Raw genomic sequence first — 22,249 nt, forward strand, 5'->3', positions numbered from 1 at the left:
AGAGAGATGCATGGAGGGCAGCTCTTGCCATTCAGGGATGAGGCATACTACTCTTATGGTAACGATAACATAGGCCATTGATGAGTAACGATCGCAAAACACCCACTATGGCAGACATAGCCCGCGTTCTGGGCGTTTCGCCGATGACTGTGTCGCGCGCCTTCAAGGCCGACAGCCTTGTGAGCCCGGAGACCCGCGAAGCCATTTTGAAGGCGGCGGAAGAGCTGGGTTATGTCTTCGACAGCACGGCTGCCAATCTGCGTTCACAAAAATCCGGCTTTGTCGCTGTCACCATTCCCTCCATCAACAACGCCAATTTTGCCGATACGGTCGGCGGTCTCTCCGATACGCTCGCCAAGCGGGATATGCAGATCCTGCTCGGCTACACGAACTACGATATCGATGAGGAAGAGCGGCTGATCGAGCAGCTTTTGCGCCGCAAGCCGCAGGCGATCGTCGTAACCGGCGGAACCCATACCGAGCGCGCGCGCCGGCTTTTGCAGACGGTGGCGATCCCGGTCATCGAGACCTGGGACATCCCCGCTGATCCCATCGGCCATTATGTCGGGTTCTCCAACAGGGCTGTCATGCGCGACATGGTGGATCACTTCGTATCCCTGGGCTGTCGCCGCATTGCCTTTATCGGGGGTGATGTTGCAAGGGATTCACGCGGTAGCGAACGCCGGCTTGGTTTTGTCGCGGCGATGCAGGCGCATGGCCTGGATGCGACCAGGTTGATCGCTGCCGGCTCACCGCCGATTTCGATGCGCGAAGGCGCCAATGCCATGGCGAAGCTGATCGATCTCTATCCGGATACCGAAGCCGTCGTTTGCGTCTCGGATCTTGCCGCCTATGGCGCGCTCACGGAATGCCGCCGTCTCGGCGTTCCCGTGCCGGAGCGGTTTTTCATCGGCGGCTTCGGTAATTATGAGATCGGCGAGGTCTGTGTGCCGACGCTGACGACGATCAATGTTTTTGCCCGGGAAATAGGCGTGCGGACTGCACAATTGATCCTCGATATATTGGACGATATCCAGCCGGCCGGCGATGTCGGCATTTCGCCGCAGCTGATCGTGCGTGAAAGCAGCCGGCGATAGCGACTGACTCTCCTTGGTAAAATGGCGCGATCCGAGACCGCGCCATTTTCGTTTCAAGCTCGGATCACTTGGTCCAGAGCTTTTTGTACTCGCTCCGGTAACCGTTGTCCGGATCGAAGCTGTTGTTCGGGCCGCCGTCCGACTGAATGTTGTCCGATGTCACCACATGCAACGGCGAGAGGTATCCGGACCACTTCTCGCCGGAGAAGGCACGATTGAGCTCATCGACGAGCTGCCAGCCCTGGAGATTGAGGGGCTCGGCAACGGTTACCTTCTGATATTGACCGGCGCGGATGCGTTCGTAAGCCGATTGCGAGCCGTCGCCGGCGGCAACGTTGATCGGCGCGTCCGTGCCGGCCTTGCCGGCAGAGGCGAGGGAGGGACCCATGAAGTCGAAATATAGGTCGTTGATGGCGAGCGAATGCGTCCAGCTGTCACCGTACTTCTGCAGGAGGGACGTGGTCAGCTGCGGCATGCGCTGCGAAGTCTCCGCAATCGGGGTGTCGACATATTCGAGCACCTTGCCGCCCAAACGCTCGATCTCCTGCTTCATCCTGTCGGCCTTGGCGATGGCGATCGCGTAGGTGGAGTCGGTGAAGATGATGACGCCAGGCTTGCCCTTCGCATCGACAAAGGCCCAATCGGCCGCAGCCTTGGAGACTTCCATGGCATCCGTGCTGACATTGGCGAAAAGGCCGCTCTTGTCGTCTGGGCCGATGGTGGGGCCGGCATGCCACGCAACGAGCGGGATCTTGGCAGCTTTTGCCTCTTCCAGCGCCGGCGCCTGCTCGACCGCATCGAAGCCATCGATGATGATGCCGTCCGGCTTCAGCGCCATGGCCTGACCGAAGGCGGCCGTGCGTCCACCGATAGAGCCGGCACCGTCGAGCACCTTCACCTGCCAGCCGATCGTCTTTGCCGCTTCCTCGACGCCGTTGCTGACGCCGAGAATGCCGCCATTCTTGAGATCGCCGGCCAAAACGACGATCGTCTTGCCCGTCTGCGCCTTGGGTCCGGTCGTCGGACCGTCCCACTTGGTGACCGGCGTCGCATATTTATCGACGACGGCTTTCGCATCCGTCATCGGATCGGCATAGGCCTGGCTGGCGCATAATACGAGCACCGCGGTCGTAGCGTGCAGGAATTGTCTGCGTTTCATGTTGTCTCCTCCCTTTGGACATTCAAACTGAGATTATTTTCACTTTTCCGTCGGCTTGGCCGACAATTGCGGCGCCTGCACCGGGGCCATGCGCCCTGCGTGGCTGCGGCGTCGTTGCGCATAGCCGGCGATGCCGATGGCAACGAGCAAGGTGACGCCGTTGAACAGCGGCTCGACATAGAAGGAGCCGCCGAATTGCTGGATGCCGGCAATGCCGACCGCCAGGATGATGACGCCGATCATCGTGCCCCATACGTTGACGCGGCCGGGCTTGATGGTGGTGGAGCCGAGGAACGCGCCGACCAGCGCCGGCAGAAGATATTCAAGCCCGACGCTCGCCTGACCGATGCGAAGCTTGGAGGCGAGCAGGACGCCGGCGATGGCGGCAAGCGTGCCTGAGGTGACGAAAGCGCCGATGACGAAGCGACGGACGGGGATACCGTTCAAGGCAGCGGCTTTCGGGTTGGCGCCGATGGCATAGATGTAACGGCCGATCGGCAGATATTCGAGGACGATCCACATCACGAAGGCAAGCGCCAGAACGTAGATGCCGGTGATCGGCAGGCCGAAGACCATGGTGCCGTTCAGCGCATAGAAACCTTGCGGCAGCATGCCGACCACCTGCCGGCCGCCCGTGTGCCAGAGCGCTATCGCGTAGAGAACGGTGCCGGTGCCGAGCGTGGCGATGAAGCTGTCGATCTTGGCGATCTCAACCAGAAGGCCGTTCAGGAAGCCGGTGAAGGCACCGAGCAGGATGACAATCAGCACGGCGATGGGCCAGGGCAGGCCGAACATCGTCTGCAGGCTGATTGCGAGGACATGCCAGAGCACGATGCCATAGCCGATGGTTAGGTCGATGCGTCCTGCCGCCATCGGGATCATCGCTGCCAGCGACAGGATGGCGATGATGGTCTTGTCTGACACGATCGAGCGCAGATTGAGCATCGTCGGGAAGGTCTGCGGCAGCATAATGGAAAACAACAGGATCAGCAGAGCCGTCAGGATGACGAGGCCGTAGACCGGCAGGAGGCGCTGGATTTTCTGTCCGAAGCTCATGGCAGACAGCTCGGAGCGAGTGGGCTCGAGCGCATTGGATTCGATCGATTGCATGGGTTTCCTCTCCGGTTCAGGCCGCTTCGGATGCAGATGCGGCGGCGATGACCGCCGGCGTTGTGAGATCCGTACCACTCAATTCGCGCACGATCCGGCCGCGCGAGAACACAAGGGCACGATGGCAGATATGGGCGATTTCCTCGAAATCGGTTGATACAACGAGGACGGCCAGACCGCCTTCGACCGCCTCGGCAATCAGCCGGTAGATATCGGCCTTGGCGCCAACATCGACGCCGGCGGTCGGGTCCTCGGCGATCAGCAGCTTCCGGCCGGTTGCCAGCCATCGCCCCACGACGACTTTCTGCTGGTTGCCGCCCGACAGGGCTTCGATGGCCAGGCTCTGGTCGTTGGGCCTGAGGCCGACCTGACTGCCGAGCGAATAGGCCTGCTCGGCTTCGCGGCGTGGCGACAGGAACGAGAACAGACTGCGGCCGGAAGCGCCCGGGTTCAGAAAGGTATTTTCACGCAGGCTGAGCGACATGGCGACGGATTCCTCGGTGCGGTCCCGAGCAATCAGGCCGATGCCGGACGCCATGGCGGCGACCGGGCTCGAAAGATCGGGCTCGGCATCGCTGAGGCGCACTGTACCGTTTGATGGCTCGCAGCCGAACAGCGCGCGTCCGATCAGCTCCTGGCCGGCGCCGCGCAGACCGACAAGGCCGAGAAGCTCACCCTGCCTGATATCGAAGGACACCGGCCCGGCGCCACGGCAAGACAGATCCTGGACGGAGACAATAGCGGGGCCGACCGTGCGCTCCGCTTTGACGAACAGCTGATCGGCCTTGCGTCCGACGATCATGCGGATCAATTCATCGGATGTGGTCTCCGAAACCGGCTTCTGCCCCACCAACTGCCCGTCGCGCAGCACAGCAACACGATCGGCGATGCGAAAGATCTCATCGAGCCGGTGAGAAACATAGATCATCGCCACGCCGCGCTCCTTGAGCGGGCGAATGGCTGCGAACAGTTTCTCGACTTCATCGGCCGGCAGGCTGGCCGTGGGCTCGTCGAGAACCAGCACGTCCGCCTCGACAGCGAGCGCGCGAGCGATCGCTACCAGCGATTTTTCCGTTCGGGTCAATTCCTGGACGCGGGTCGAGGGATCGAAGTCGCAGCCGACGAGCTTCAGCGCTTCCGCAGTTCGTCGTTCGGTCGCCCGCCAGTCGATCAACCGGGCGCGCAGGGAGTAACCCTGCGCAAGACCAACGTTTTCGCCCACCGTCATCCATTCGATCAGGCCGAGGTCCTGATGAATGAAGGCGACCGGCTGGCGTTGATTGGGTTGCGGCGGACGGTGCTGATAAGGCTTGCCGCGAAACAGGATCTCGCCGCCGTCCGGCTTGTAGATGCCCGCCAATGTCTTGATCAAAGTCGATTTGCCAGCACCGTTCTCGCCGAGAAGCGCGAGAATTTCTCCCTGCTTCAAATCAAGCGAAACGTTCGCCAATGCGCGCGTGCCACCAAATTCCTTGGTGATGTCGCAAAACTCGAGCAGCTTCCTGTCGTCCATTTGGCTCCTCCCAAAGCTTCGATGGGAAGAGGCTATGTTATCGATAACATCTCGTCAAGTGCCGCGATGATGGCATCATCCAAATAGCGGGTTTCCGTTTTTGGCGAGAAATTTTTCATGCAAAGACAACCATGGATTTCTTTATAGTTTAAATAAATTCCGGACTCGATCAGATGTCTGGTCGCAGAAGTTGGTATTGAGTAAATTTAATTCGTAATACCAATGCAAGTGTACTGCTTGGACGCATGAGTGTATTTATTTCATCTCGTGCATCTCGGCCATAAATCCGCTAAACTAGCCACATATCTGTATTTTTAACAGAAATATTATTTTATCTTAACTTAAGAAATGCCTCAGAAACCAGGTCAGATTCCACAAGAGGATAGTATTTGAGGTACGTTACTCAATCGGTCTTCGAGATAGAGGGTGCGGAAGCCGAAGAGATGACGGCGCACTACGAAAGGACCCTGTTTCCGGCGGTGGTGGAACCCCTGCATCCGGGTGCGCTCGTATCCGTGGAAGACCGCCATTACACCCTGGGCGACTTCAGCGTCTGGAATGGGAAATGCCGTTCGGGGATGAGGGTTACATTGTCCGGCGGCCCTGATGCCTATGTGCTTTACCTTCCATCCTCGGGAAAGATGGCCGTTGACATCGGCGGCAAGAGATTGGAGTCCGAGCCGGGCAGGGGCCTGATGGGAAACATGTCGTCTTTCGAGAGGCTCATATTGCATGAGCAGCGCAGCCACATCGGCATTGCGTTCGAGAAATCCATGGTGACCCGGCAATTGAGCGAATTGCTGGACGCACCCGTGGTCGACGGGCTGGAGTTTACCGGCACAATCGACCTATCGGTCGCAGAGGGCCTCCAGATTGCAAGCCTTGGCCGTCTCATCTGGGAGAGCTTGACGGCAGACGATGCCGAGCGGTCCTCCTCGCTCTTCAGCGAGCGGCTTTTGCAGGCAATGATGATCGCGTTGCTTGAGGTAGTTCCTAACAATTATTCGATGCGATTGCTCAGGCCGGGGTCACCCGCGGTCCCCAAAACCCTCAAACGGGCCATTGATTATATGCACGCCAACCCTGGATCGAACATCGGTATCGCGGATATTGCGCGGGAAGCCGGCGTGAGTGTGCGGACGCTGCAGGCGGTATTTCAGCAATTCAAGGAAACGACGCCTCTGAACTATCTGCGCACGATCCGTCTGAAGGGCGTGCGGAACAGCTTGACCGATCCCGGATGTTCGAGATCGGTCGCCGAAGTCGCGCGCGATTGGGGGTTCTCCCATATGGGGCGTTTCGCAGCCCTCTATCATCTGTCCTTCGGTGAGATGCCTTCTGATACAGTAAGGCTACGCCGGGGACAGAGATAGGCTCGGCTTACCCTTGCGATTCGACCGAGAGCGTCGGGGTGCGTTTATTCGCCGGCCGCGTTGGCGATCCGGCAAAGGTTCTTGCTGACACCTGGGGCGACTTGTCCTGCCTGCACCATGAAAAGTGCGTCAATGCGGCTGCCCTTGCCATTTTTGCGGACAACGACACGCAAGGTCTGTGGCCGTCCGGATCCGCTGGTTTCCTGCTGAGCAGTCAAGGTGCCGAGCTTCTTCTCCGCATTTACGTCGACAAAACCCTCGGCCAGAACGGCGCGGGAAACCTTGTCGAAGGCGGCATTGGGATTGACTGATGGGAAAACCATCCAGGTTTTGTAGGTAATGGCTGTGACCAACGGAACGCCGCCGCTCTCATAGTGATCCGCACAGGCATCTGCCAGCGCCGGAGAAGCCGAAAGAACTGCAAGCGCGAACGCAAAACCTACTCTTGTAAGCGTCATCATATAGCCTCTTGGTTGATTGGGGGCGGTCAAACCATTGCGGCGAAAGAGATACTATCCTGCCGGGAATATGTCTATCTCAGACAACGCTCATAAATAGCAGATTTTGACCTGTGATTTTCTACGGTCACGGACGCACACCCGCTCCCGCGTCAACAAACGTATCCCGCATGGCGCGCAATATGATCACGGCCGATGCCGCTCCCGGATCGATGTGCCCGAGAGATCGTTCGCCGAGGCGGGCTGCCCTGCCACGGGCAGCAACCATGGAGCTTGTCGAATTTGCGCCGGTTTCGGCTGCATCCAGAATGGCTTTCCACATGGGAGCGACGTCAAGCGAGCGCGATAGGGCATCGATGGCGGCTTCTGCAGCGGGGATCCAGGCATCCAGCATGGTCTTGTCGCCGCGCTGTCCCTTGCCACGTTGTTGAATGCCGGCCCTCATTTCGTCGATGATCATTGCCTGGCAGGCGAGTGAGAGCGATTCATCGGATTTCATTGCTTGCGAAGCCTTGCGGAAGGCGGTGGCATAGAGAGGTCCGGTCGAAGCGCCGACGGCATCCAGAAAGGCCGAGGCCGCAACGGCGAAAATTTCGGAGGGTAGGGCCTGGCTGGCATCGAGTTTTGCCAGCTCGGCATTCACCGCCATAAAGCCCAGCGACATGGTGATCCCGTGGTCGGCATCACCGATCGCGCCATCCAGCTCCGAAAGGTGATCCTTCTCGGCATTGATCGCGATGGATATGCGCTGAAACATATTGCCAAGGCATCGTGCGGCTTGTTCCGACATCGTCTTCCTCCCGGTCCCAGCAGTCTCGGACGCCGCCAGGCACATTCTTATACGATCATCCGACCCTCAGAGCGAAGGTGTCGCAGGGATGGTGCAACAGCTCCGTCAGCTCCTGGTCGAGATGCAATATGGATATGGATGCGCCGACCATGTCGAGCGACGTGCAGTAGTGTCCCACCCAATTCGCCTCGATCTTGATATCCTTGGCGCTCAGTCTCTGCTCGACACGCCGGAACAGGATATAAAGCTCCATCAGCGGTGTCGCGCCGAAGGAATTGATCAAAACCGCCACCCGATCTCCGGCTGCGGGTCTCATCTCGGTAAAAATACGGTCCATGACGCGGTCCGTGATCTCGTCGGCGGTCATCATTCTCTCGCGGGTGACGCCGCGTTCGCCGTGGATGCCCATGCCGAACTCGATATCATCAGGGCCGATCTCGAAATTGTGGCGGCGCGTCTGCGGCAGGGAGCAGGGTTCCAATGCGACGCCCATGGTGAACGTCCGGTCATTGGCCTTGCGCGTCGCGGCCTCACAGGCATCGAGCGACAGGCCTCTGTCGCAAGCGGCTCCCGCAATCTTGAAGATGAAGAAATTGCCGGCGACGCCGCGCCGTCCCTCTTTGTCCTCTATGGGGGATGATGCGATGTCGTCGGTCGTCAGGACAGTGCGGACCTCGATCTGCTGTTCCTGCGCCAATTCGGCAGCCATTTCGAAGTTCATGACATCGCCGGCATAATTGCCATAGACGAAGAGCACGCCTTCTCCGCCGGAAGCGGCCTTGGTGCATTCGAGGATCGGCGTCGGCGGTGGCGACGAAAAGATGTTTCCGACAGCGACTGCGTCGGCCAGGCCCTTGCCGACATAGCCCAGAAAGCCCGGCTCGTGGCCGGTGCCGCCACCGATGACCAGGCCGACCTTGCCTGACCTCGGACCGTTGCGCGCGACCAACGCACGGTTCGAGCCCTTGATCGGCGCAAGATATGACGCGTGCGCCTTGACGACGCCGTCGAGCATTTCGTCAACGACATCATCGGGATTGTTCAGGAATTTCTTGATATGCGTGCGATAGCTGCTGGGCAGGGCTACGCTATTGTCCGTTCTTGGCCGCTGTGTTGCCTTCGGATCGAATTCGGTCACGCCGTCAGCGTTCAGAATGCCTCGGCCCGTGGCTGCATCAGTAATGAGCACATTGATATAGCCGCCGCGCAATGCAGCAAGAATGGCAGGCACCTTGTCAAAGCCGCCGGCAACCGCGATGCGCATGCCGATCGATTTCAGCATGTCGAGGGAGATGCCGATGGTTCTATCATCAAGCGGACCGGCGACCGGCCGGCCTTTCGGATCGATGAAGCGGCCGGCGACGACGCCAACCGCGTTCTTGGCGAGATAGTCCTGCAGCGAAACGGATTCGAAGAAGCCGCTGCTATGGATCGTCGAGTTCGGCCGCAGCGACGATATGCCGAAGAGCGCCTTGTTGGCTCTGGCGAGCGTTGAAAACTGATCTTCGATCAGCGGTTCGCGCAGCAGTATATCGCGTACTTCGGCGGTTGAGACGATGGCCGGAGCTGTAATATTGATCAGCTTGCCGCTGACGGCATTGGCGAAGGCGGCTGCACAGAGCTCAGGCGTATAGGCAAAGCGCGCCCGAGTGCCTCCGGTCGCCTGAACGATGGTGACATCTTGCAAGTTCGGAACGTTAGACTGCTCGGCAATAGCCAGAACCGTTCGGCCCCAGGCAACAGTGAGCGTGTCGCCGGATTTCAGCAACTTTGCGATCGCCTGCGCACCTGCCGTGCCGAGACGATCGATCAACGGGCGTGTCCCATCATCGCTCGGCACCACGAGACAGTCATGCAGTCCGAAATGGCGTTTGAGTTCCTGCGCGATGGAAAGCGAACTCAGGCGCGAAGGCTCGAGCGAGATGTTGACGATACCGCGGCTGCGGGCATCGGCCAGATAGCTGTTCACGGTCGCCCGCGAAATGCCCATGATCTCGGCTATATCGCCCTGCGTCTTGCCGTCCTCGTAATAGAGCCAGCAGGCCCATACATAGGGGTCATCGCCATAGCGCAGCGGCATGGCGTCAAGCGCGTCCGGCACGCTCGCCTTGCTTCCACCCGTTTTGCTGACCGAAGATGCCTTGCCTGTCATGACGATTCACGGTTCCCCTGTTCCACGCGAAGATGAAAGCAATGGCGCATCTTTGCAATCGCTTCTTCGAGGGACGGGCGGCGCGCGACCCCGTGCAGGGTCACGGGATCGCGCAGCCTTGGGAGATCAACCATCCCTGTCTATTGCAGCTTCGAGCGAGCGCCCGAGGAAAGCTCCTTCAGGATGATTGCGCAGGATGTCGCGCCGGCATCCAACACGCCGAGCGAGCGCTCGCCCAGCCGGCTGGCGCGGCCGATTTTTGCGACCAGATTGAGCGTGGAGTCGCGTCCGGCCTCGGCGGCTGTCACCAGCGCATCGAGCGCTTCTGCGAAGGATTTGCCGGCAGCATCCGCAGCATCGAAAGCTTCGATGGCCGGGATTAGCGTATCGAGCAGCGTCTTATCGCCCAGCTTGGCCGAACCGATCGACTGTATGCCGTCAAGCCCGGCATGCAGCATCCGGCTGTAGGTGGCGCTGTCGATTGCGTCGACGCCTTCAAGCTTCTCGGCAAATTCAGTGAACATGACGCCATAGAGCGGGCCCATGGAGCCGCCGATCTCGGTCATCAGGACAGTGCCCAGCGTGTCGAGCGAAGCCGCCAGCGGTTGGTTCTTGCCCTTCAGCCGCTCGGCAGCCATGCCGAAACCCTTGGCCATGTTCACGCCGTGATCGCCGTCGCCGATCTTGCCGTCGATCTCGCTCAGATAGGCACGGTTTTCGACGATGCGCTCAGCCATCGCGAGCACGATGTCTCCGGCCGCTGCATTGTTGAATGTCTGCATATGTATGTCCCCCTTCAGAGCAACGTCGTGCATTGAACCTCGACATCCAGAAGCTCTTTCAGCTCGTCGTCGAGCGCCATCACGGTCAGCGTTGCACCGACCATTTCAAGCGACGTGAAGTAATTGCCGACATAGGTCTTGTAGATCTTGAGGCCGCGTTCGGAGATCTTCGCCTCGATCGTGTCGTTCAAAATGTAGAGCTCATTGACCGGTGTCGCACCGAGACCGGAGACAAGGACGGCAACTTCCGTTCCGGCGGCCAGATTGTGGTCGTCGAGAACGATCTGGCACATGTCCTCGGCAATCTCGGCCGCAGTCTTCAAAGGCTCGACACGAACGCCGGGCTCACCGTGGTGACCGATGCCGACTTCCATGGTGCCAGGCTCGATCTGGAAGTTCGGATGGCCGACTGCGGGCAGGGTGCACGGGCCAAGACCGATGCCGACGGAGCGGCAGCTGTCGATCGCCTTCTGCGAGACAAGGCGTACCTCTTCGAGGCTCGCGCCGGTCGCTGCCTTGGCGCCTCCGACCTTCCACATGAAGATCTCACCCGCCACGCCGCGGCGCTTTTCGCGCTCCTCGGGCGGTGCGGAGCAGACATCATCGTTCGCGACCACGGTCGCGACTTCGATGCCGTCTTTTGCCGCGAGCTTGATCGCCATCTTCACGTTCATGTTGTCGCCGGCGTAGTTGCCGTAAAGGCAGATCACGCCGCGGCCGCCATTGGCTTCGCGGACGGCATCGTAAAAACTCTTGGCCGTAGGGGAAGAAAAGAGCTCGCCGACTGCGACCGCATCCAGCATGTTCTTGCCGGCATAGCCGATGAAGGCCGGTTCGTGGCCGGAGCCGCCGCCGGTGATCACGCCGACCTTCCCGGCGTGGGGTGCATCCTTGGCGACGACCACGCGTGGGTTTTCGGCCAGACGGACGATATCCGAATGCGCTTTGATGAAGCCTTTTACAGTATCTTCAACGACTTCATCGGGGTTGTTGATGAACCGCTGCATGGTCTCTCCTGTCGAATTGCCGAGCGCGTGCGCTCAAAGAATTGTGTAGCCGCCATCGATCAGAAGATCGGCGCCGTTGATCATGTCCGCACCTGCAGACGAGAGGAAAACAGCCGCGGCTGCGATCTCCTGCGGGAAGGCGAAGCGGCCGGTCGGGATGCGCTTCTTTGCCGCCTCGCCCTTCTCGCCGGCCCAGGCCTTCTTGCCGAGTTCGGTCAGAACGATGGTCGGTGAAATGGTGTTGACGCAGATACCGTGCTTGCCCCACTCGGCCGCAAAGGTCTTGGACATGCCGATGACGCCGAACTTGGAGGCGCAATAGGCGACATGCTCTTCGATGGCGACCGTGCCGGCCTGCGAGGCGAGGTTGACGATCTTGCCGCCCTTGCCGGCGGCGATCATGGCGCGACCGACGGCCTGCGTTACGAGGAATGTACCCTTGAGATTGATGTTTATCGTTTTATCCCAATAGTCTAGCGGCAGATCTTCAGCCGGTGCGAGGAAGACGACACCGGCGCTGTTGACAGCAATATCGATGCCGCCGAAGTGCCCGACGACATCGCTGACTGCCTTGTTGACCGAGGCGGGATCGGAAACGTCGCAGACGAACGCTTCAGCGCCGCCACCAATTTCGGTTGCCTTGGCCTTTGCCATATCGACATTGATATCGAGAACGGCGACCCTTGCGCCCTTGGATGCAAATGCCGTTGCGACCGCGGCGCCGATGCCGGATCCGCCGCCGGTGACGAGGGCGATCTTGCCCGACAGCGGGAAGTTCAAATCAATGTCTGGAGATGTCTCGGTCATCTTGTTCAAGCCTCTAGCTGGGAATTGGGTGGGGCGAGGTCTTCGCCCCACCCGCATTGATTTTACTTGCGGGTCTCAAGCAGCTTGTCGACGTTGTCGACCGTTACCGGGGTCCACGGAACATTGTAGTTCTTGTCCTTGCCATCATTGAAAGGCATGTCCGGATACTGCGTCCAGATCTTCGATTCCGGCTTGTAGTTGCCCTTCTTGGCGGCGAAGATCGCAAGATCGAGCGCGCCCTGTGCCTGTGCGCTGGCATCCTGCAGGATGGAGGTCATCGTACCCTGCTTGACGGCATGGAGTGCATCGGTGATGCCGTCGATACCGGCAATGGCGAAATCCTTAACGTTGAGCTTGGCAGCCTTGATCGCCTCGATCGCGCCGAGTGCCATCTCGTCATTCTGGCCGATGACGCCGTTGATCTGGCCCGGATGCGACGTCAGCCAGTTTTCCATCAGCGTCTGGGCTTCGGCACGCGACCAGTTTGCCGTCTGGTCTTCCAGCACCTTCACATTCGGGCACTCTGCCAGCGCCTTCTTGTTGCCTTCCAGGCGCGAGATCTGTGCGGACTGGCCGACCGGGCCTTCGAGGATAACGACATTGCCCTTGCAGCCGAGCTTGTCGAGGACGGTCTTGGCTTCCATGTAGCCGGAAATCGTATCGTCGGAGCCGACATAGGAGGTCAGGAGATCGGAATTGACGCGGGTATTGGAGCCGACGACCGGGATGCCGGCATCATGGGCAGCCTGAACCGCGGTAGCAGCAGCTTCGATATCGATCGGCACGAAGATGATCGCATCGAACTTCTGCGTGATCATCGTGTTGACCTGCTCCTGCTGGACGAGAGCATCATAGCGGCCATCGAAGATGGTGAGATCGACGTCGCCGTTCTTGACGGCGGGGTGTTCCTTCAGCGCAGCCGACCAGATCTGCATGAATTCGGCATTGAGGCCGTAAGGCGCTGCGCCGATCTTCAGCTTCTTTTCCTGAGCGAGGGTCGGCGAGGCCAGAAGTGCGGTGGCCGCTGCAAGAGCAATCAGTAATTTCTTCATTATAATTCTCCTCCGTTGAAAAGTCCGGCGGCCGTCATGACGCGCCGTTTGGTTTCCGGGTGCGCAGCACCAGGATGTCTTCGGGCTTAGCCGCCCAGATTTCGCTTTTGGTCGAGCATGACGGCGCCGACGATGAGGGCGCCCTTCAGGACCTGCTGGTAGTAGGATTGGATCCCCATCAGATCGAGACCGTTGTTCATCACACCGATGATCAGGGCGCCGATGAGCGTGCCGGTGATGCGTCCGACGCCGCCGGAAAGGCTGGTTCCGCCGATGACGACAGCGGCGATCGCGTCGAGTTCGTAGGCGATCCCCGCCTGGGGCAAGGCCGAACCGGTGCGGGCAGCAAGCAGCATGCCAGCCAGCCCGGAAAGGCCACCCGAGATGACATAAACGAGGAAGCGCAGCTTGCTGACATTGATGCCCGAGGTAATGGCGGCGTGCGGATTGCCACCAACGGCATAGATATACCGGCCAAAGCGGGTGCGATTGAGGACCCACCAGGCGACGATGAAGACGATGGCCAGCAGGATGACCGGCATCGGAATGGACAAGACATTGCCAGTGCCGATCCAGCGGAAATCTGGCGTGAGAGCCGGAACCGGCTTGCCGCCGCCATAGATCAGCGTCAGGCCGCGCGCTGCCGAGAGCATGCCGAGCGTTGCGACGAATGCGGGAACGGCGAAGCGAGAAACGATGAGGCCGACGACAGCGCCGCAGGCAACGCCGACCAGTATTCCCACAGACAGAGCGACATAAGGCGGATAGGGCGCGCCGAGGATGCCTGCCGTCGCCGAGGTCGTGGCGAAACTGGCGCTGACGATACCGGTAAGCGCAACGACCGAGCCGACGGACAGGTCGATGCCGCGCGTCAGGATGACGAACGTCATGCCGATCGCCAGCACGCCGTTGATCGAGGTCTGCAGCAACACGTTGGAGATGTTGCCGGCCGTCAGGAAGTACTCATTCGAAAATGAGAGGACGATCGCGAGCAGAAGGAAGGCGAGAAAGATTCCATATTCCTGGATGATCAATCGGCGCCGGTCGGAGCCGAACCAGGAATTGGACTTGCTGTTTTCAGTGGCAGACATTGCGAATACCTTTTGTTGCCGGACGCATTCTTTTGAGCTTCATGCCTGCCGTATTCAGGTCGACAGATGCACGAGCGATTGCGCGTCGGCCTCCTCCCTCTTGAGAATTCCCGCGGAGCGGCCCTGACGCATCACCAGGATGCGATCGGACATGCCGAGCACTTCGTCTATTTCCGATGAGATCATGATGACCGTGCCGCCTTCGGCGGCGAAGTCGCAGATGATGCGATAGATTTCTCGCTTGGCGCCGACATCGACGCCACGCGTCGGCTCATCCAGCAGGAGGACCTTCGGCTTGCGCAGGAACCACTTGCCGAGCACGACCTTCTGCTGGTTGCCGCCAGAGAGACCCGAGACCGGCATGCTGTCGCGCGCCGCCTTGATGCCGAAATGTTTGATCATCTCCTGGCTGGCCTCGGCCTCGGCCCGCCGATCCATCGAGAAACGCGGGCTCATTTCCGGCAGGCTCGCCAGGCAGATGTTATTGCGCACGCTGTCGATGAGATTGAGCCCCGTCAGCTTGCGGTCTTCAGTCACGAAGGCGATGCCGTGCTGCATGGCCTCCGCCGGCTTGCGCACAGTGATCGGCTGTCCACCGAGCTTTATGTTTCCGGAGTCGGTGGCATCGAGACCGAAGATGCAGTTGAAGATCTCGGTGCGACCCGAGCCCATCAGCCCGTAAATGCCGAATATCTCGCCCTTGTGGGCCGTGAAGGAGATATCGTTCACCTTGCCTGCGGCCGTCAGATCCGAGACTTCCAGTCCGGGCGTGTCTGTCGGCACGTTGGTCTTGATATATTCCTCGCCGAGCTCGCGGCCGACGATCATGCTGATAAGGCCGGGCCGGTCGATATCGGCGAGCGCACCGCTGCCAACATAGGAGCCATCGCGGAAGGCCGTGTAGGAATCGGCGATCTGGAAGATTTCCGAAAGCCGGTGCGAGACATAGACGATGCCCTTGCCCTCGGCCTTCAGCCGCTCGATGGTCGCAAACAGCTGCTGCGCTTCCTTCTCGCCGATGGCCGATGTCGGCTCGTCCATGAAGATCACTTCGGCATCGTGGCTGAGCGCCTTGGCGATCTCGACGAGCTGAACCTGTGCCACTGAGAGGTTCATCATGAATTGCGTGGCGCGGATATTGAATTGCAGCCGGTCGAGCAGCGCCTGGGCATTGCGGTTCATTGTCTTGAAATCGATGCCGCCGAAACGGGCCGAGGGCTCGCGGCCGAGATAGATGTTCTCGGCAACGGTCATATGCGGGATCGGGCTGAGTTCCTGCTCGATGATGGCGATGCCGGCGGCGAGCGCTTCGGCGGGGCTGGCATAATCCACGTCCTTGCCGCGGCGGCGAATGGAGCCGGCATCGCGCTTGTGAATGCCCATAAGTATCTTCAGGAAGGTCGACTTGCCCGCGCCGTTGCCGCCGCACAAGGCGTGGACCGAGCCGGCGCGCAACTGAAAGCGCCCATCTCGTAACGCGGCGACACCGCCAAAGGACTTCTTCAGCCCCTCTACTTCAAGCAGGAATTCCACGTTCCCCTCCGCACTCCCGATGCTGCACCGAATGGCCGGCCGAAGCCGATTATCGTCTTCCAGCATCAATGTTGACAATATTCGGCATGCTTTCGACAAATGTCAATATGGTGATTTTGGATTCGACAAAGCACTCTCGCGGGATGGTGCTATCCGCTGTATTTCCAGTGCACGGAGGCCCTGTCGAAAGGCGCTTCACTATGATAGGTTGATGTCATATTATGAATTTTTGGATCGTTTGACTGACCGGCGGAATGGTCGCCTTTGGGCAAGCGATTGAGAGGTAGGGAATGACATCAGTCAGCGGCGGCCGGCAGAGATTGGCGCAGCAAGTCATTGACAAGTTGCGTGCGCAGATTGAAGCGGGCCATCTTCGGGTGGGCGATCAGCTTCCGACCGAGCCGCAATTGGAGGCGACTTACGGGGTCAGCCGCACGGTCGTGCGCGAGGCGATCGCTGATCTCCGCGCCGCCGGGCTCGTCAAGCCGATGCAGGGCAAGGGCGTGTTCGTTGCCGAGGCGACGGCTCGTCCAGGATTGATGTTGACCCCGGTTGAGATCCGAAGCATTCCGGAAACCCTGGAATTGCTGGAGTTTCGAATGGCGGCCGAAGGTGAGGCGGCGGCGATTGCGGCCTATCGCAGGACGGCCGAGCAGGAAGCCGCGATCGCTGCGGCCAATCGCAAAATGGCGACTCTAATAGAGCAGGGGCTTCCGACCGTGGAAGCGGATTACGAATTCCACCTCGCTGTTGCCATCGCTACCAACAACCGTTTCTACGTCGATGTTCTCCGGCATTTCGGGGCGCGCACCATCCCGCGCGGCCAGTTCCCAACCCTGCCCGAAGCCAATGATCGGACCTATCTGGAGAAGGTTCATGCGGAGCACGCGGAGATCCTGGCCGGGATTGCAGACCAAGACCCGGAACGCGCGCGCCAAGCGATGCGGGCTCATATGATGGCGAGCCAGAGGCGCTATCGTTTCCTTGCGGAACAGCAGCAATAAGGCTCGACTCGCAACACAAGTCATATTATGTCATATGATATGAATCTCAGGGGGAGATGCGGCAGGTGTATGTAGGAACGCAGGTCGAAGCACGGGACGATGACGACTATCGGGTTTTCAGACAGTTGGGGCTGAAGCGTATCTGCGCTGATCCGCCGGGGAAGCCTGACAGCTGGACTTTGTCCGACCTCAAGCGCCATCGCGACAAGATTGAAAGCTTCGATCTAATCCTGGATATGATCCAGCTTCCTCTGCCATCGCAGCCGATCGAGAAGGCTTCCTATCCCGATATCCTGCTTGCCGGACCAGATCGCGACCGGCAGATCGACGCCGTCTGCAAGCTGATCGAGGATGCCGCTAGCGCCGGCATACCCTCCGTGAAGTATAATCTCAACCTCATCGGCATTCCGCGCACGCCGGACGAGCCGGGGCGAGGGGGCTCGATGAATGCCAGCTTCCGCTGGGAGAGGGCCGACCATCAGGCGCCCCTTGGCCTAGCCGGCGTGCTGTCGGAAGACGAGAACTGGGAGCGGATCGACTATTTTCTGGAGCGCGTGGTCCCTGTAGCGGAAAGCAACCGCGTCCGTCTCGCCTGCCATCCGCACGATCCCTATACGCCGCCGGGCTATCGTGGTGTTACGCGTGTTCTCGGCACGGTGGAGGGGCTGAAGAAGTTCGTGCTCATGCGCGAAAGCCCCTATCACGGGCTGAACTTCTGCCAGGGCTCGATTGGCGAGATGCTCGACAATCCGCGTGAGGAGATCGACGACGTCATCCGCTGGTTCGGCACGCGCGACAAGATCTTCAACGTCCACTTCCGCAACATCCGGGGCGGCAAGCTGTCCTTCATGGAGACGTTCCCGGAGGAGGGCGACATGGACATGGTTCGCTCTGCCCGGATCTACAAGGAAGTCGGCTATCGCTACATGCTGATGCCCGATCACGTTCCAACGATCAGCGGCCGCGACCCCACCGGCGTCGCCTTTGCCTTTTGCTACGGCTACATCGCCGCCCTCGTTCAATCGCTCGAACAGGCCTGAGACATTCTCAGCCTATTGATCCACAGAAGGATTTCGCCATGAACCCGAATGAACTGAAGCAGGCGGTTGGCAGCGGTTTGCTGTCTTTTCCCGTCACGCATTTCAAGCAGGACCTGACATTCGACGAGGCCAAATATCGCAGCCATGTCGAGTGGTTGGCGGGCTATGATGCGGCAGCACTTTTTGCAGCCGGCGGCACTGGCGAATTCTTCTCTCTCAACCCTTCCGAGATTCCCCAGGTGGTGCGCGCCGCCAAGGCTTCTGCCGGCAATACGCCGATCATTTCGGGAACCGGTTACGGCACCTCGCTTGCCGTCGAAATCGCCAAGTCGGCCGAGAAAGCGGGCGCCGACGGGCTGCTGCTTTTGCCGCCCTATCTGATGTTTGCCGAGCAGGCCGGTCTCATCGCGCATGTGAAGGCGGTCTGCCAGGCTGTCGGCATTGGCGTCATCGTCTACAACAGAGATAATGCAGTGCTGACCGCCGAAAGCCTGAAGCGGATTGCCGATGAATGCCCCAACCTCATCGGCTTCAAGGATGGTGTCGGCGATGTCGACAAGGTCATCGAGATCACGACGACCCTTAGGGATCGCCTGGTCTATGTCGGCGGCATGCCGACCCACGAAGTCTATGCCCAGGCCTATTTTGGAGCCGGCGTGACGACCTATTCTTCGGCGGTTTTCAACTTTGTGCCTGCGCTGGCGCAGCGCTTCTATACGGCTCTGCGCGGTGGCGATCAGGCAGTGGTAGACGATATCCTCAAGCGCTTCTTCTTCCCGCTGGTGACCCTGCGCAATCGCAAGAAGGGCTATGCGGTGTCGATCATCAAGGCAGGGCTCCATGTTCTCGGGAAGGATCCAGGCCCGGTGAGGCCGCCCTTGACCGATCTGACAGCGGACGAGTTGGCCGTGCTGGAAAAGATCATCGCCGTCGCCGGGTGATTTTTGCTAGAAGAGCCCCATGGCTGCCGATGGAGTCGGCGGTCGATATTCTGGTGAGGTGACCCATGATTGAAGCTTCGGCCGCAGCACCGGCCCGGACCTTCGTCTATGTCTCGGCAGCGACCGCCGGGACGATCGACATCTATGAGATGGATGAGGCGACGGGCGCGCTGAAGCCGGTTTCGGCCTTCGAAGCCGGGAAAATGGTCATGCCAATGGCCGTCAGTCCGGACAGGGCGCATCTCTACGCTGTCATTCGCGCGGAGCCCTACCGGGTGTTGACACTGGCGATCGACCGCACGACGGGCGGGCTGACCCAACAAGGCGTTGCCGTCTTGCCCGACAACATGGCCTACATCTCCACCGATCCATCCGGCAAGCTGCTGCTTGCCGCATCCTATGGCGGCAACAAGATCGCCGCCCTTTCGATCGGCAGGGACGGGCTGGTCAACGAAGACGCAGGGCAGGTGATCCCGACGGGCCGCAACGCACATGCGATCGTCAGCGACCGGAGCGGTAAATACGCCTTTGCGACCAATCTCGGTTCCGACGCCGTGCTGCAGTTCATCCTCGATGCCGAAACCAGCTTGCTGACCGCGAACGACCCGCCGCAGGTCGCCACCAGGGCCGGCTTTGGCCCACGCCACATCGTCGTGTCTCCGGACAATAGATCCGTCTACGTCCTGACCGAACTGACCGGCCATGTCATTCACTACGCGCTGGATACCGACACGGGAACATTGACTGAGGTCGAAAGCGTTGCCTCGATTCCAGCCGATGCCAGACTATCTCCCGGCATTGCACCGCCGGCACCAGCGTCATCCAACTCGACAGCGACCATCACGGCCTCTGTGGATGACGGCAAGCCTAAAGTCTGGGCGGCGGATATCGGCATCACGCCAAATGGCAAGTTCCTCTACGCGACCGAGCGGACGACAAGCACGATCGCACTCCTTCGCGTGGGGGAGCCCGACGGCAGGTTGACCTATGTCACCAGTTACCCCACGGAGCAGCAACCTCGCGGTATCCGCATCGAGCCGTCAGGTGGGTTCCTGGTGGCATCGGGCGAAAGATCCGACAGACTATCCGTCTATGCCATTGACCAGACCGACGGTGTCTTGACTCTCGCCGGACGATATCCGGTCAGTGCCGGTGCGAACTGGATCGAAATCGTAGCGTTTCCCTGACCCGGCCGCGCGATCCTACACCACCGGGGCAGCTCAGCCGCGATCTGTCAGAATAGCCATCCCGGCGATCAACTCCTCGACTTCGGAAGCGGGCAGGGGTCTGGCAAACAGGTAACCCTGGAACATCTCGCATCCGGCGCCGGCCAGAAAATGCGCCTGTTCCTCGGTCTCCACACCTTCGGCGACGACTTCCAGCTCAAGCGTTCTGCCAAGCGACACGATGGCGGAGGTGATCGCCATGTCCCCGGTTTTGCTCGGGATATCGGCAATGAACGATCTGTCGATCTTCAGGCGGGACAGAGGAAAGCGTCGAAGGGTACTCAGGCTCGAATATCCCGTGCCGAAATCATCGATCGCGAGGCTGACGCCGAGTTGCTTCAACTCGTGCATGCGCTCTATGGCGCCTTCCACGTCATGCATGATCAGGCTTTCCGTCAGCTCGAGTTCAAGCCATTGCGGATCGAGACCGGCAGATTTCAGCGCGGAGGCCACCTGTTGTGTCAGGGACTTCTCCAGAAACTGGCGCGCGGACACGTTCACAGCCACCCGTAGTGCCGCAAGGCCTCGGTCCTGCCAGACCTTTGCTTGCTGACAAGCTTTCCGCAGCACGATATCGCCGATCGCAACGATGAGTCCGGTTTCCTCAGCCAGAGGTATGAAAGCACCCGGCAGCAGCAAGCCTTCGACCGGGTGCTGCCATCGCACCAGCGCTTCGACACCGATCACATTTCCGGTGCGGATGTCTTTCTGCGGTTGATAATGGAGCACGAACTCGTCCCGCTCCACCGCGCGCCGTAGTTCGTCGATGCGGGTCAGCTTGTTGCGGGCCTCTTCCCCCATGGCGGCATTGAACATCTGAATACCGTTACGACCGGATTCCTTCGCACGATAGAGCGCCATATCGGCATTGGCGAAGAGTTCGGAGGCCGTGTCGCCATGCTCGGTGGAGCACGCCACACCCATGCTGCAGGTGACGCGAATTTCCACGCCATCGATGGTCAGCGGCTCGGAGATGCCTTCGAGAATGGCGCGCAACCTTTGATGAACGGGATCGGGATTCTCTGTCAGGACAATGATGAATTCATCACCGCCAATCCTCGATACGATACCGCTATTTCCGACCCGTGCTGATATTCGCTGCGCGACCACCTTCAGCAGCTCATCGCCGGCTGCATGTCCTAGGTTGTCGTTGACGAGCTTGAAGTTATCCAGGTCGACAAAGGTGACCGCCACATGCTTTTGTTCCCGCGAGGCTTTCTGGAGAAGTTCGACCAGTTTACGGTCGAGCCGCGTGCGGTTTGGCAGCCCGGTCAGCGCGTCATGTTCGGCAAGATAGGCGATATGCGCGATATCGTGATGCCGATCGATGGCGATTCCCACGGTCTGGGCCACGCCGGCGAGAAATTCCATGAGGCCTGTTTCGTCGCCATTGGACGTTTCGACGACCAGGGTTCCGTGCCTGCCGCCATCCCGCGAAAAGATCGGGAATTCCATGGCGCTTCCAGCAATAGTTTCCGTTTGGCCGCCGTCGACGGCGAAGCTGACGTGCCTCCCGTCTAACAGCCGCTCAAGGAGCATCTGGGCGTCCTTGAGAAAGGAGGAAAGGTCGACTCCTCGGGCAACATCCTGCAGAAGCTTGGTCTGCGCGCTCATCAATTCCTCTGCGCGCTTGCGGGATGTGATGTCTCGGGATGCTCCCACCACACCGATGATATTGCCGCTTCGATCCCGCAGCGGCACACGGGACATCATCAGCCATCCTTCACCCTTCATGCGCCGTTCTTCGACGCCAAGATCGGGTTTGCCCGTCTCCATCACGCGCTGTTCGACCACGTCGATCTTTTGCGCATCGGCCATGGGATGAATTTCAGCGTCCGTAAGCCCAATCAGCTCTTCGACATCCAAGAAGCCATTATTGGCGACGATCGCCCGGTTGGCGAAGAGAAACCGGCCTTCTCTATCCTTGGCGTAGATGAAATCCGGCACGTAGTTGATCATCGCTTCGAGCCACTCATATCGCTCGCTCAACGCCAGATACTGAGCCTGGAGCAATTCGAACAACTCCCGGACATGCCGGTTGTCATCGTTCGGATCCACGCCTGTTGGTTTCGAGGGCTTATCCGGCTGCTGCGTCATCAATGTTCTCTCACTTG

General features: G+C 59.8%; 19 protein-coding genes. 6 read left to right on the top strand and 13 right to left on the bottom strand.

Features of this window, described 5'->3' with window-relative positions:
• Nucleotides 1-80: 80 nt before the first annotated feature.
• The gene (locus ACQZ6F_RS00640) at nt 81-1,097 is read left to right on the top strand and encodes a LacI family DNA-binding transcriptional regulator (protein WP_077467156.1); all 1,017 of its coding nucleotides are present in this window, start codon (nt 81-83) and stop codon (nt 1,095-1,097) included.
• Between the two features lie 64 nt (nt 1,098-1,161).
• On the opposite strand, the gene ACQZ6F_RS00645 is transcribed toward ACQZ6F_RS00640, so the two are convergent.
• Genes ACQZ6F_RS00645 through ACQZ6F_RS00655 form a run of 3 tightly spaced genes read right to left on the bottom strand, consistent with a single transcriptional unit; the run spans nt 1,162 to nt 4,879 of the window.
• Nucleotides 1,162-2,256, bottom strand: a complete 1,095-nt coding sequence (locus ACQZ6F_RS00645; protein ID WP_449095374.1) for an ABC transporter substrate-binding protein — start codon at nt 2,254-2,256, stop codon at nt 1,162-1,164.
• Nucleotides 2,257-2,295: 39 nt separating this feature from the next.
• Nucleotides 2,296-3,366, bottom strand: a complete 1,071-nt coding sequence (locus tag ACQZ6F_RS00650) for an ABC transporter permease (RefSeq protein WP_077467154.1) — start codon at nt 3,364-3,366, stop codon at nt 2,296-2,298.
• Nucleotides 3,367-3,382: 16 nt separating this feature from the next.
• Nucleotides 3,383-4,879, bottom strand: coding sequence for a sugar ABC transporter ATP-binding protein (locus ACQZ6F_RS00655; protein ID WP_449095373.1), 1,497 nt, complete (start codon nt 4,877-4,879; stop codon nt 3,383-3,385).
• Nucleotides 4,880-5,268: 389 nt separating this feature from the next.
• Here ACQZ6F_RS00655 and ACQZ6F_RS00660 point away from each other — a divergent pair, with 389 nt between their 5' ends.
• Nucleotides 5,269-6,252: a helix-turn-helix domain-containing protein gene (locus ACQZ6F_RS00660; protein ID WP_449095372.1), complete on the top strand. Its 984-nt coding sequence runs from the start codon at nt 5,269-5,271 to the stop codon at nt 6,250-6,252.
• Nucleotides 6,253-6,296: 44 nt separating this feature from the next.
• On the opposite strand, the gene ACQZ6F_RS00665 is transcribed toward ACQZ6F_RS00660, so the two are convergent.
• From ACQZ6F_RS00665 to ACQZ6F_RS00705, 9 genes are all read right to left on the bottom strand, one after another.
• Nucleotides 6,297-6,713 (bottom strand): hypothetical protein, encoded by a 417-nt coding sequence (locus tag ACQZ6F_RS00665; RefSeq protein WP_449095371.1) that lies wholly within the window; start codon nt 6,711-6,713, stop codon nt 6,297-6,299.
• A 124-nt stretch (nt 6,714-6,837) separates the two neighbouring features.
• Nucleotides 6,838-7,500, bottom strand: a complete 663-nt coding sequence (gene dhaL / locus ACQZ6F_RS00670) for a dihydroxyacetone kinase subunit DhaL (RefSeq protein ID WP_449095370.1) — start codon at nt 7,498-7,500, stop codon at nt 6,838-6,840.
• Between the two features lie 55 nt (nt 7,501-7,555).
• Nucleotides 7,556-9,652 carry a bifunctional sugar-binding transcriptional regulator/dihydroxyacetone kinase subunit DhaK gene (locus ACQZ6F_RS00675; RefSeq protein WP_449095369.1) on the bottom strand — a complete coding sequence of 699 codons (2,097 nt, stop codon included), beginning with the start codon at nt 9,650-9,652 and terminating at the stop codon, nt 7,556-7,558.
• A gap of 140 nt (nt 9,653-9,792) precedes the next feature.
• Nucleotides 9,793-10,434: a dihydroxyacetone kinase subunit DhaL gene (dhaL, locus tag ACQZ6F_RS00680; protein WP_449095368.1), complete on the bottom strand. Its 642-nt coding sequence runs from the start codon at nt 10,432-10,434 to the stop codon at nt 9,793-9,795.
• 14 nt (nt 10,435-10,448) lie between these two features.
• On the bottom strand, nt 10,449-11,441 hold the full coding sequence (locus tag ACQZ6F_RS00685) for a dihydroxyacetone kinase subunit DhaK (protein ID WP_077467148.1): 993 nt from the start codon (nt 11,439-11,441) through the stop codon (nt 10,449-10,451).
• Nucleotides 11,442-11,474: 33 nt separating this feature from the next.
• Nucleotides 11,475-12,248: an SDR family oxidoreductase gene (locus ACQZ6F_RS00690; protein WP_077467645.1), complete on the bottom strand. Its 774-nt coding sequence runs from the start codon at nt 12,246-12,248 to the stop codon at nt 11,475-11,477.
• A gap of 62 nt (nt 12,249-12,310) precedes the next feature.
• Nucleotides 12,311-13,300, bottom strand: coding sequence for a substrate-binding domain-containing protein (locus ACQZ6F_RS00695; RefSeq protein ID WP_068392325.1), 990 nt, complete (start codon nt 13,298-13,300; stop codon nt 12,311-12,313).
• A gap of 86 nt (nt 13,301-13,386) precedes the next feature.
• The gene (locus ACQZ6F_RS00700; protein WP_077467147.1) at nt 13,387-14,391 is read right to left on the bottom strand and encodes an ABC transporter permease; all 1,005 of its coding nucleotides are present in this window, start codon (nt 14,389-14,391) and stop codon (nt 13,387-13,389) included.
• A gap of 54 nt (nt 14,392-14,445) precedes the next feature.
• Nucleotides 14,446-15,924 carry a sugar ABC transporter ATP-binding protein gene (locus ACQZ6F_RS00705; protein WP_449095367.1) on the bottom strand — a complete coding sequence of 493 codons (1,479 nt, stop codon included), beginning with the start codon at nt 15,922-15,924 and terminating at the stop codon, nt 14,446-14,448.
• 290 nt (nt 15,925-16,214) lie between these two features.
• On the opposite strand from ACQZ6F_RS00705, the gene ACQZ6F_RS00710 reads away from it, so the two are divergent.
• The 4 genes from ACQZ6F_RS00710 to ACQZ6F_RS00725 all read left to right on the top strand — a co-directional run bounded on the left by ACQZ6F_RS00710 (nt 16,215) and on the right by ACQZ6F_RS00725 (nt 20,096).
• Nucleotides 16,215-16,928, top strand: coding sequence for a FadR/GntR family transcriptional regulator (locus ACQZ6F_RS00710; protein WP_077467146.1), 714 nt, complete (start codon nt 16,215-16,217; stop codon nt 16,926-16,928).
• A 65-nt stretch (nt 16,929-16,993) separates the two neighbouring features.
• Nucleotides 16,994-17,968, top strand: a complete 975-nt coding sequence (locus tag ACQZ6F_RS00715) for a mannonate dehydratase (protein WP_449095366.1) — start codon at nt 16,994-16,996, stop codon at nt 17,966-17,968.
• A 38-nt stretch (nt 17,969-18,006) separates the two neighbouring features.
• Nucleotides 18,007-18,909, top strand: a complete 903-nt coding sequence (gene kdgD / locus ACQZ6F_RS00720; protein ID WP_449095365.1) for a 5-dehydro-4-deoxyglucarate dehydratase — start codon at nt 18,007-18,009, stop codon at nt 18,907-18,909.
• A gap of 65 nt (nt 18,910-18,974) precedes the next feature.
• The gene (locus ACQZ6F_RS00725) at nt 18,975-20,096 is read left to right on the top strand and encodes a lactonase family protein (protein ID WP_449095364.1); all 1,122 of its coding nucleotides are present in this window, start codon (nt 18,975-18,977) and stop codon (nt 20,094-20,096) included.
• Between the two features lie 33 nt (nt 20,097-20,129).
• Here ACQZ6F_RS00725 and ACQZ6F_RS00730 read toward each other — a convergent pair whose 3' ends face one another.
• Nucleotides 20,130-22,232 (bottom strand): putative bifunctional diguanylate cyclase/phosphodiesterase, encoded by a 2,103-nt coding sequence (locus tag ACQZ6F_RS00730; protein ID WP_449095363.1) that lies wholly within the window; start codon nt 22,230-22,232, stop codon nt 20,130-20,132.
• Nucleotides 22,233-22,249: the final 17 nt, after the last annotated feature.

It is taken from the genome of Rhizobium sp. A22-96, from assembly GCF_053521805.1.

What these genes read in the sequence shown, in the direction of transcription:
- ACQZ6F_RS00640 (WP_077467156.1), top strand. Translation starts at nt 81, where the DNA reads ATGAGTAACGATCGCAAAACACCCACTATGGCAGACATAGCCCGCGTT.
- ACQZ6F_RS00645 (WP_449095374.1), bottom strand. Translation starts at nt 2,256, where the DNA reads ATGAAACGCAGACAATTCCTGCACGCTACGACCGCGGTGCTCGTATTA.
- ACQZ6F_RS00650 (WP_077467154.1), bottom strand. Translation starts at nt 3,366, where the DNA reads ATGCAATCGATCGAATCCAATGCGCTCGAGCCCACTCGCTCCGAGCTG.
- ACQZ6F_RS00655 (WP_449095373.1), bottom strand. Translation starts at nt 4,879, where the DNA reads ATGGACGACAGGAAGCTGCTCGAGTTTTGCGACATCACCAAGGAATTT.
- ACQZ6F_RS00665 (WP_449095371.1), bottom strand. Translation starts at nt 6,713, where the DNA reads ATGATGACGCTTACAAGAGTAGGTTTTGCGTTCGCGCTTGCAGTTCTT.
- dhaL (WP_449095370.1), bottom strand. Translation starts at nt 7,500, where the DNA reads ATGTCGGAACAAGCCGCACGATGCCTTGGCAATATGTTTCAGCGCATA.
- ACQZ6F_RS00675 (WP_449095369.1), bottom strand. Translation starts at nt 9,652, where the DNA reads ATGACAGGCAAGGCATCTTCGGTCAGCAAAACGGGTGGAAGCAAGGCG.
- dhaL (WP_449095368.1), bottom strand. Translation starts at nt 10,434, where the DNA reads ATGCAGACATTCAACAATGCAGCGGCCGGAGACATCGTGCTCGCGATG.
- ACQZ6F_RS00685 (WP_077467148.1), bottom strand. Translation starts at nt 11,441, where the DNA reads ATGCAGCGGTTCATCAACAACCCCGATGAAGTCGTTGAAGATACTGTA.
- ACQZ6F_RS00690 (WP_077467645.1), bottom strand. Translation starts at nt 12,248, where the DNA reads ATGACCGAGACATCTCCAGACATTGATTTGAACTTCCCGCTGTCGGGC.
- ACQZ6F_RS00695 (WP_068392325.1), bottom strand. Translation starts at nt 13,300, where the DNA reads ATGAAGAAATTACTGATTGCTCTTGCAGCGGCCACCGCACTTCTGGCC.
- ACQZ6F_RS00700 (WP_077467147.1), bottom strand. Translation starts at nt 14,391, where the DNA reads ATGTCTGCCACTGAAAACAGCAAGTCCAATTCCTGGTTCGGCTCCGAC.
- ACQZ6F_RS00710 (WP_077467146.1), top strand. Translation starts at nt 16,215, where the DNA reads ATGACATCAGTCAGCGGCGGCCGGCAGAGATTGGCGCAGCAAGTCATT.
- kdgD (WP_449095365.1), top strand. Translation starts at nt 18,007, where the DNA reads ATGAACCCGAATGAACTGAAGCAGGCGGTTGGCAGCGGTTTGCTGTCT.
- ACQZ6F_RS00725 (WP_449095364.1), top strand. Translation starts at nt 18,975, where the DNA reads ATGATTGAAGCTTCGGCCGCAGCACCGGCCCGGACCTTCGTCTATGTC.
- ACQZ6F_RS00730 (WP_449095363.1), bottom strand. Translation starts at nt 22,232, where the DNA reads ATGACGCAGCAGCCGGATAAGCCCTCGAAACCAACAGGCGTGGATCCG.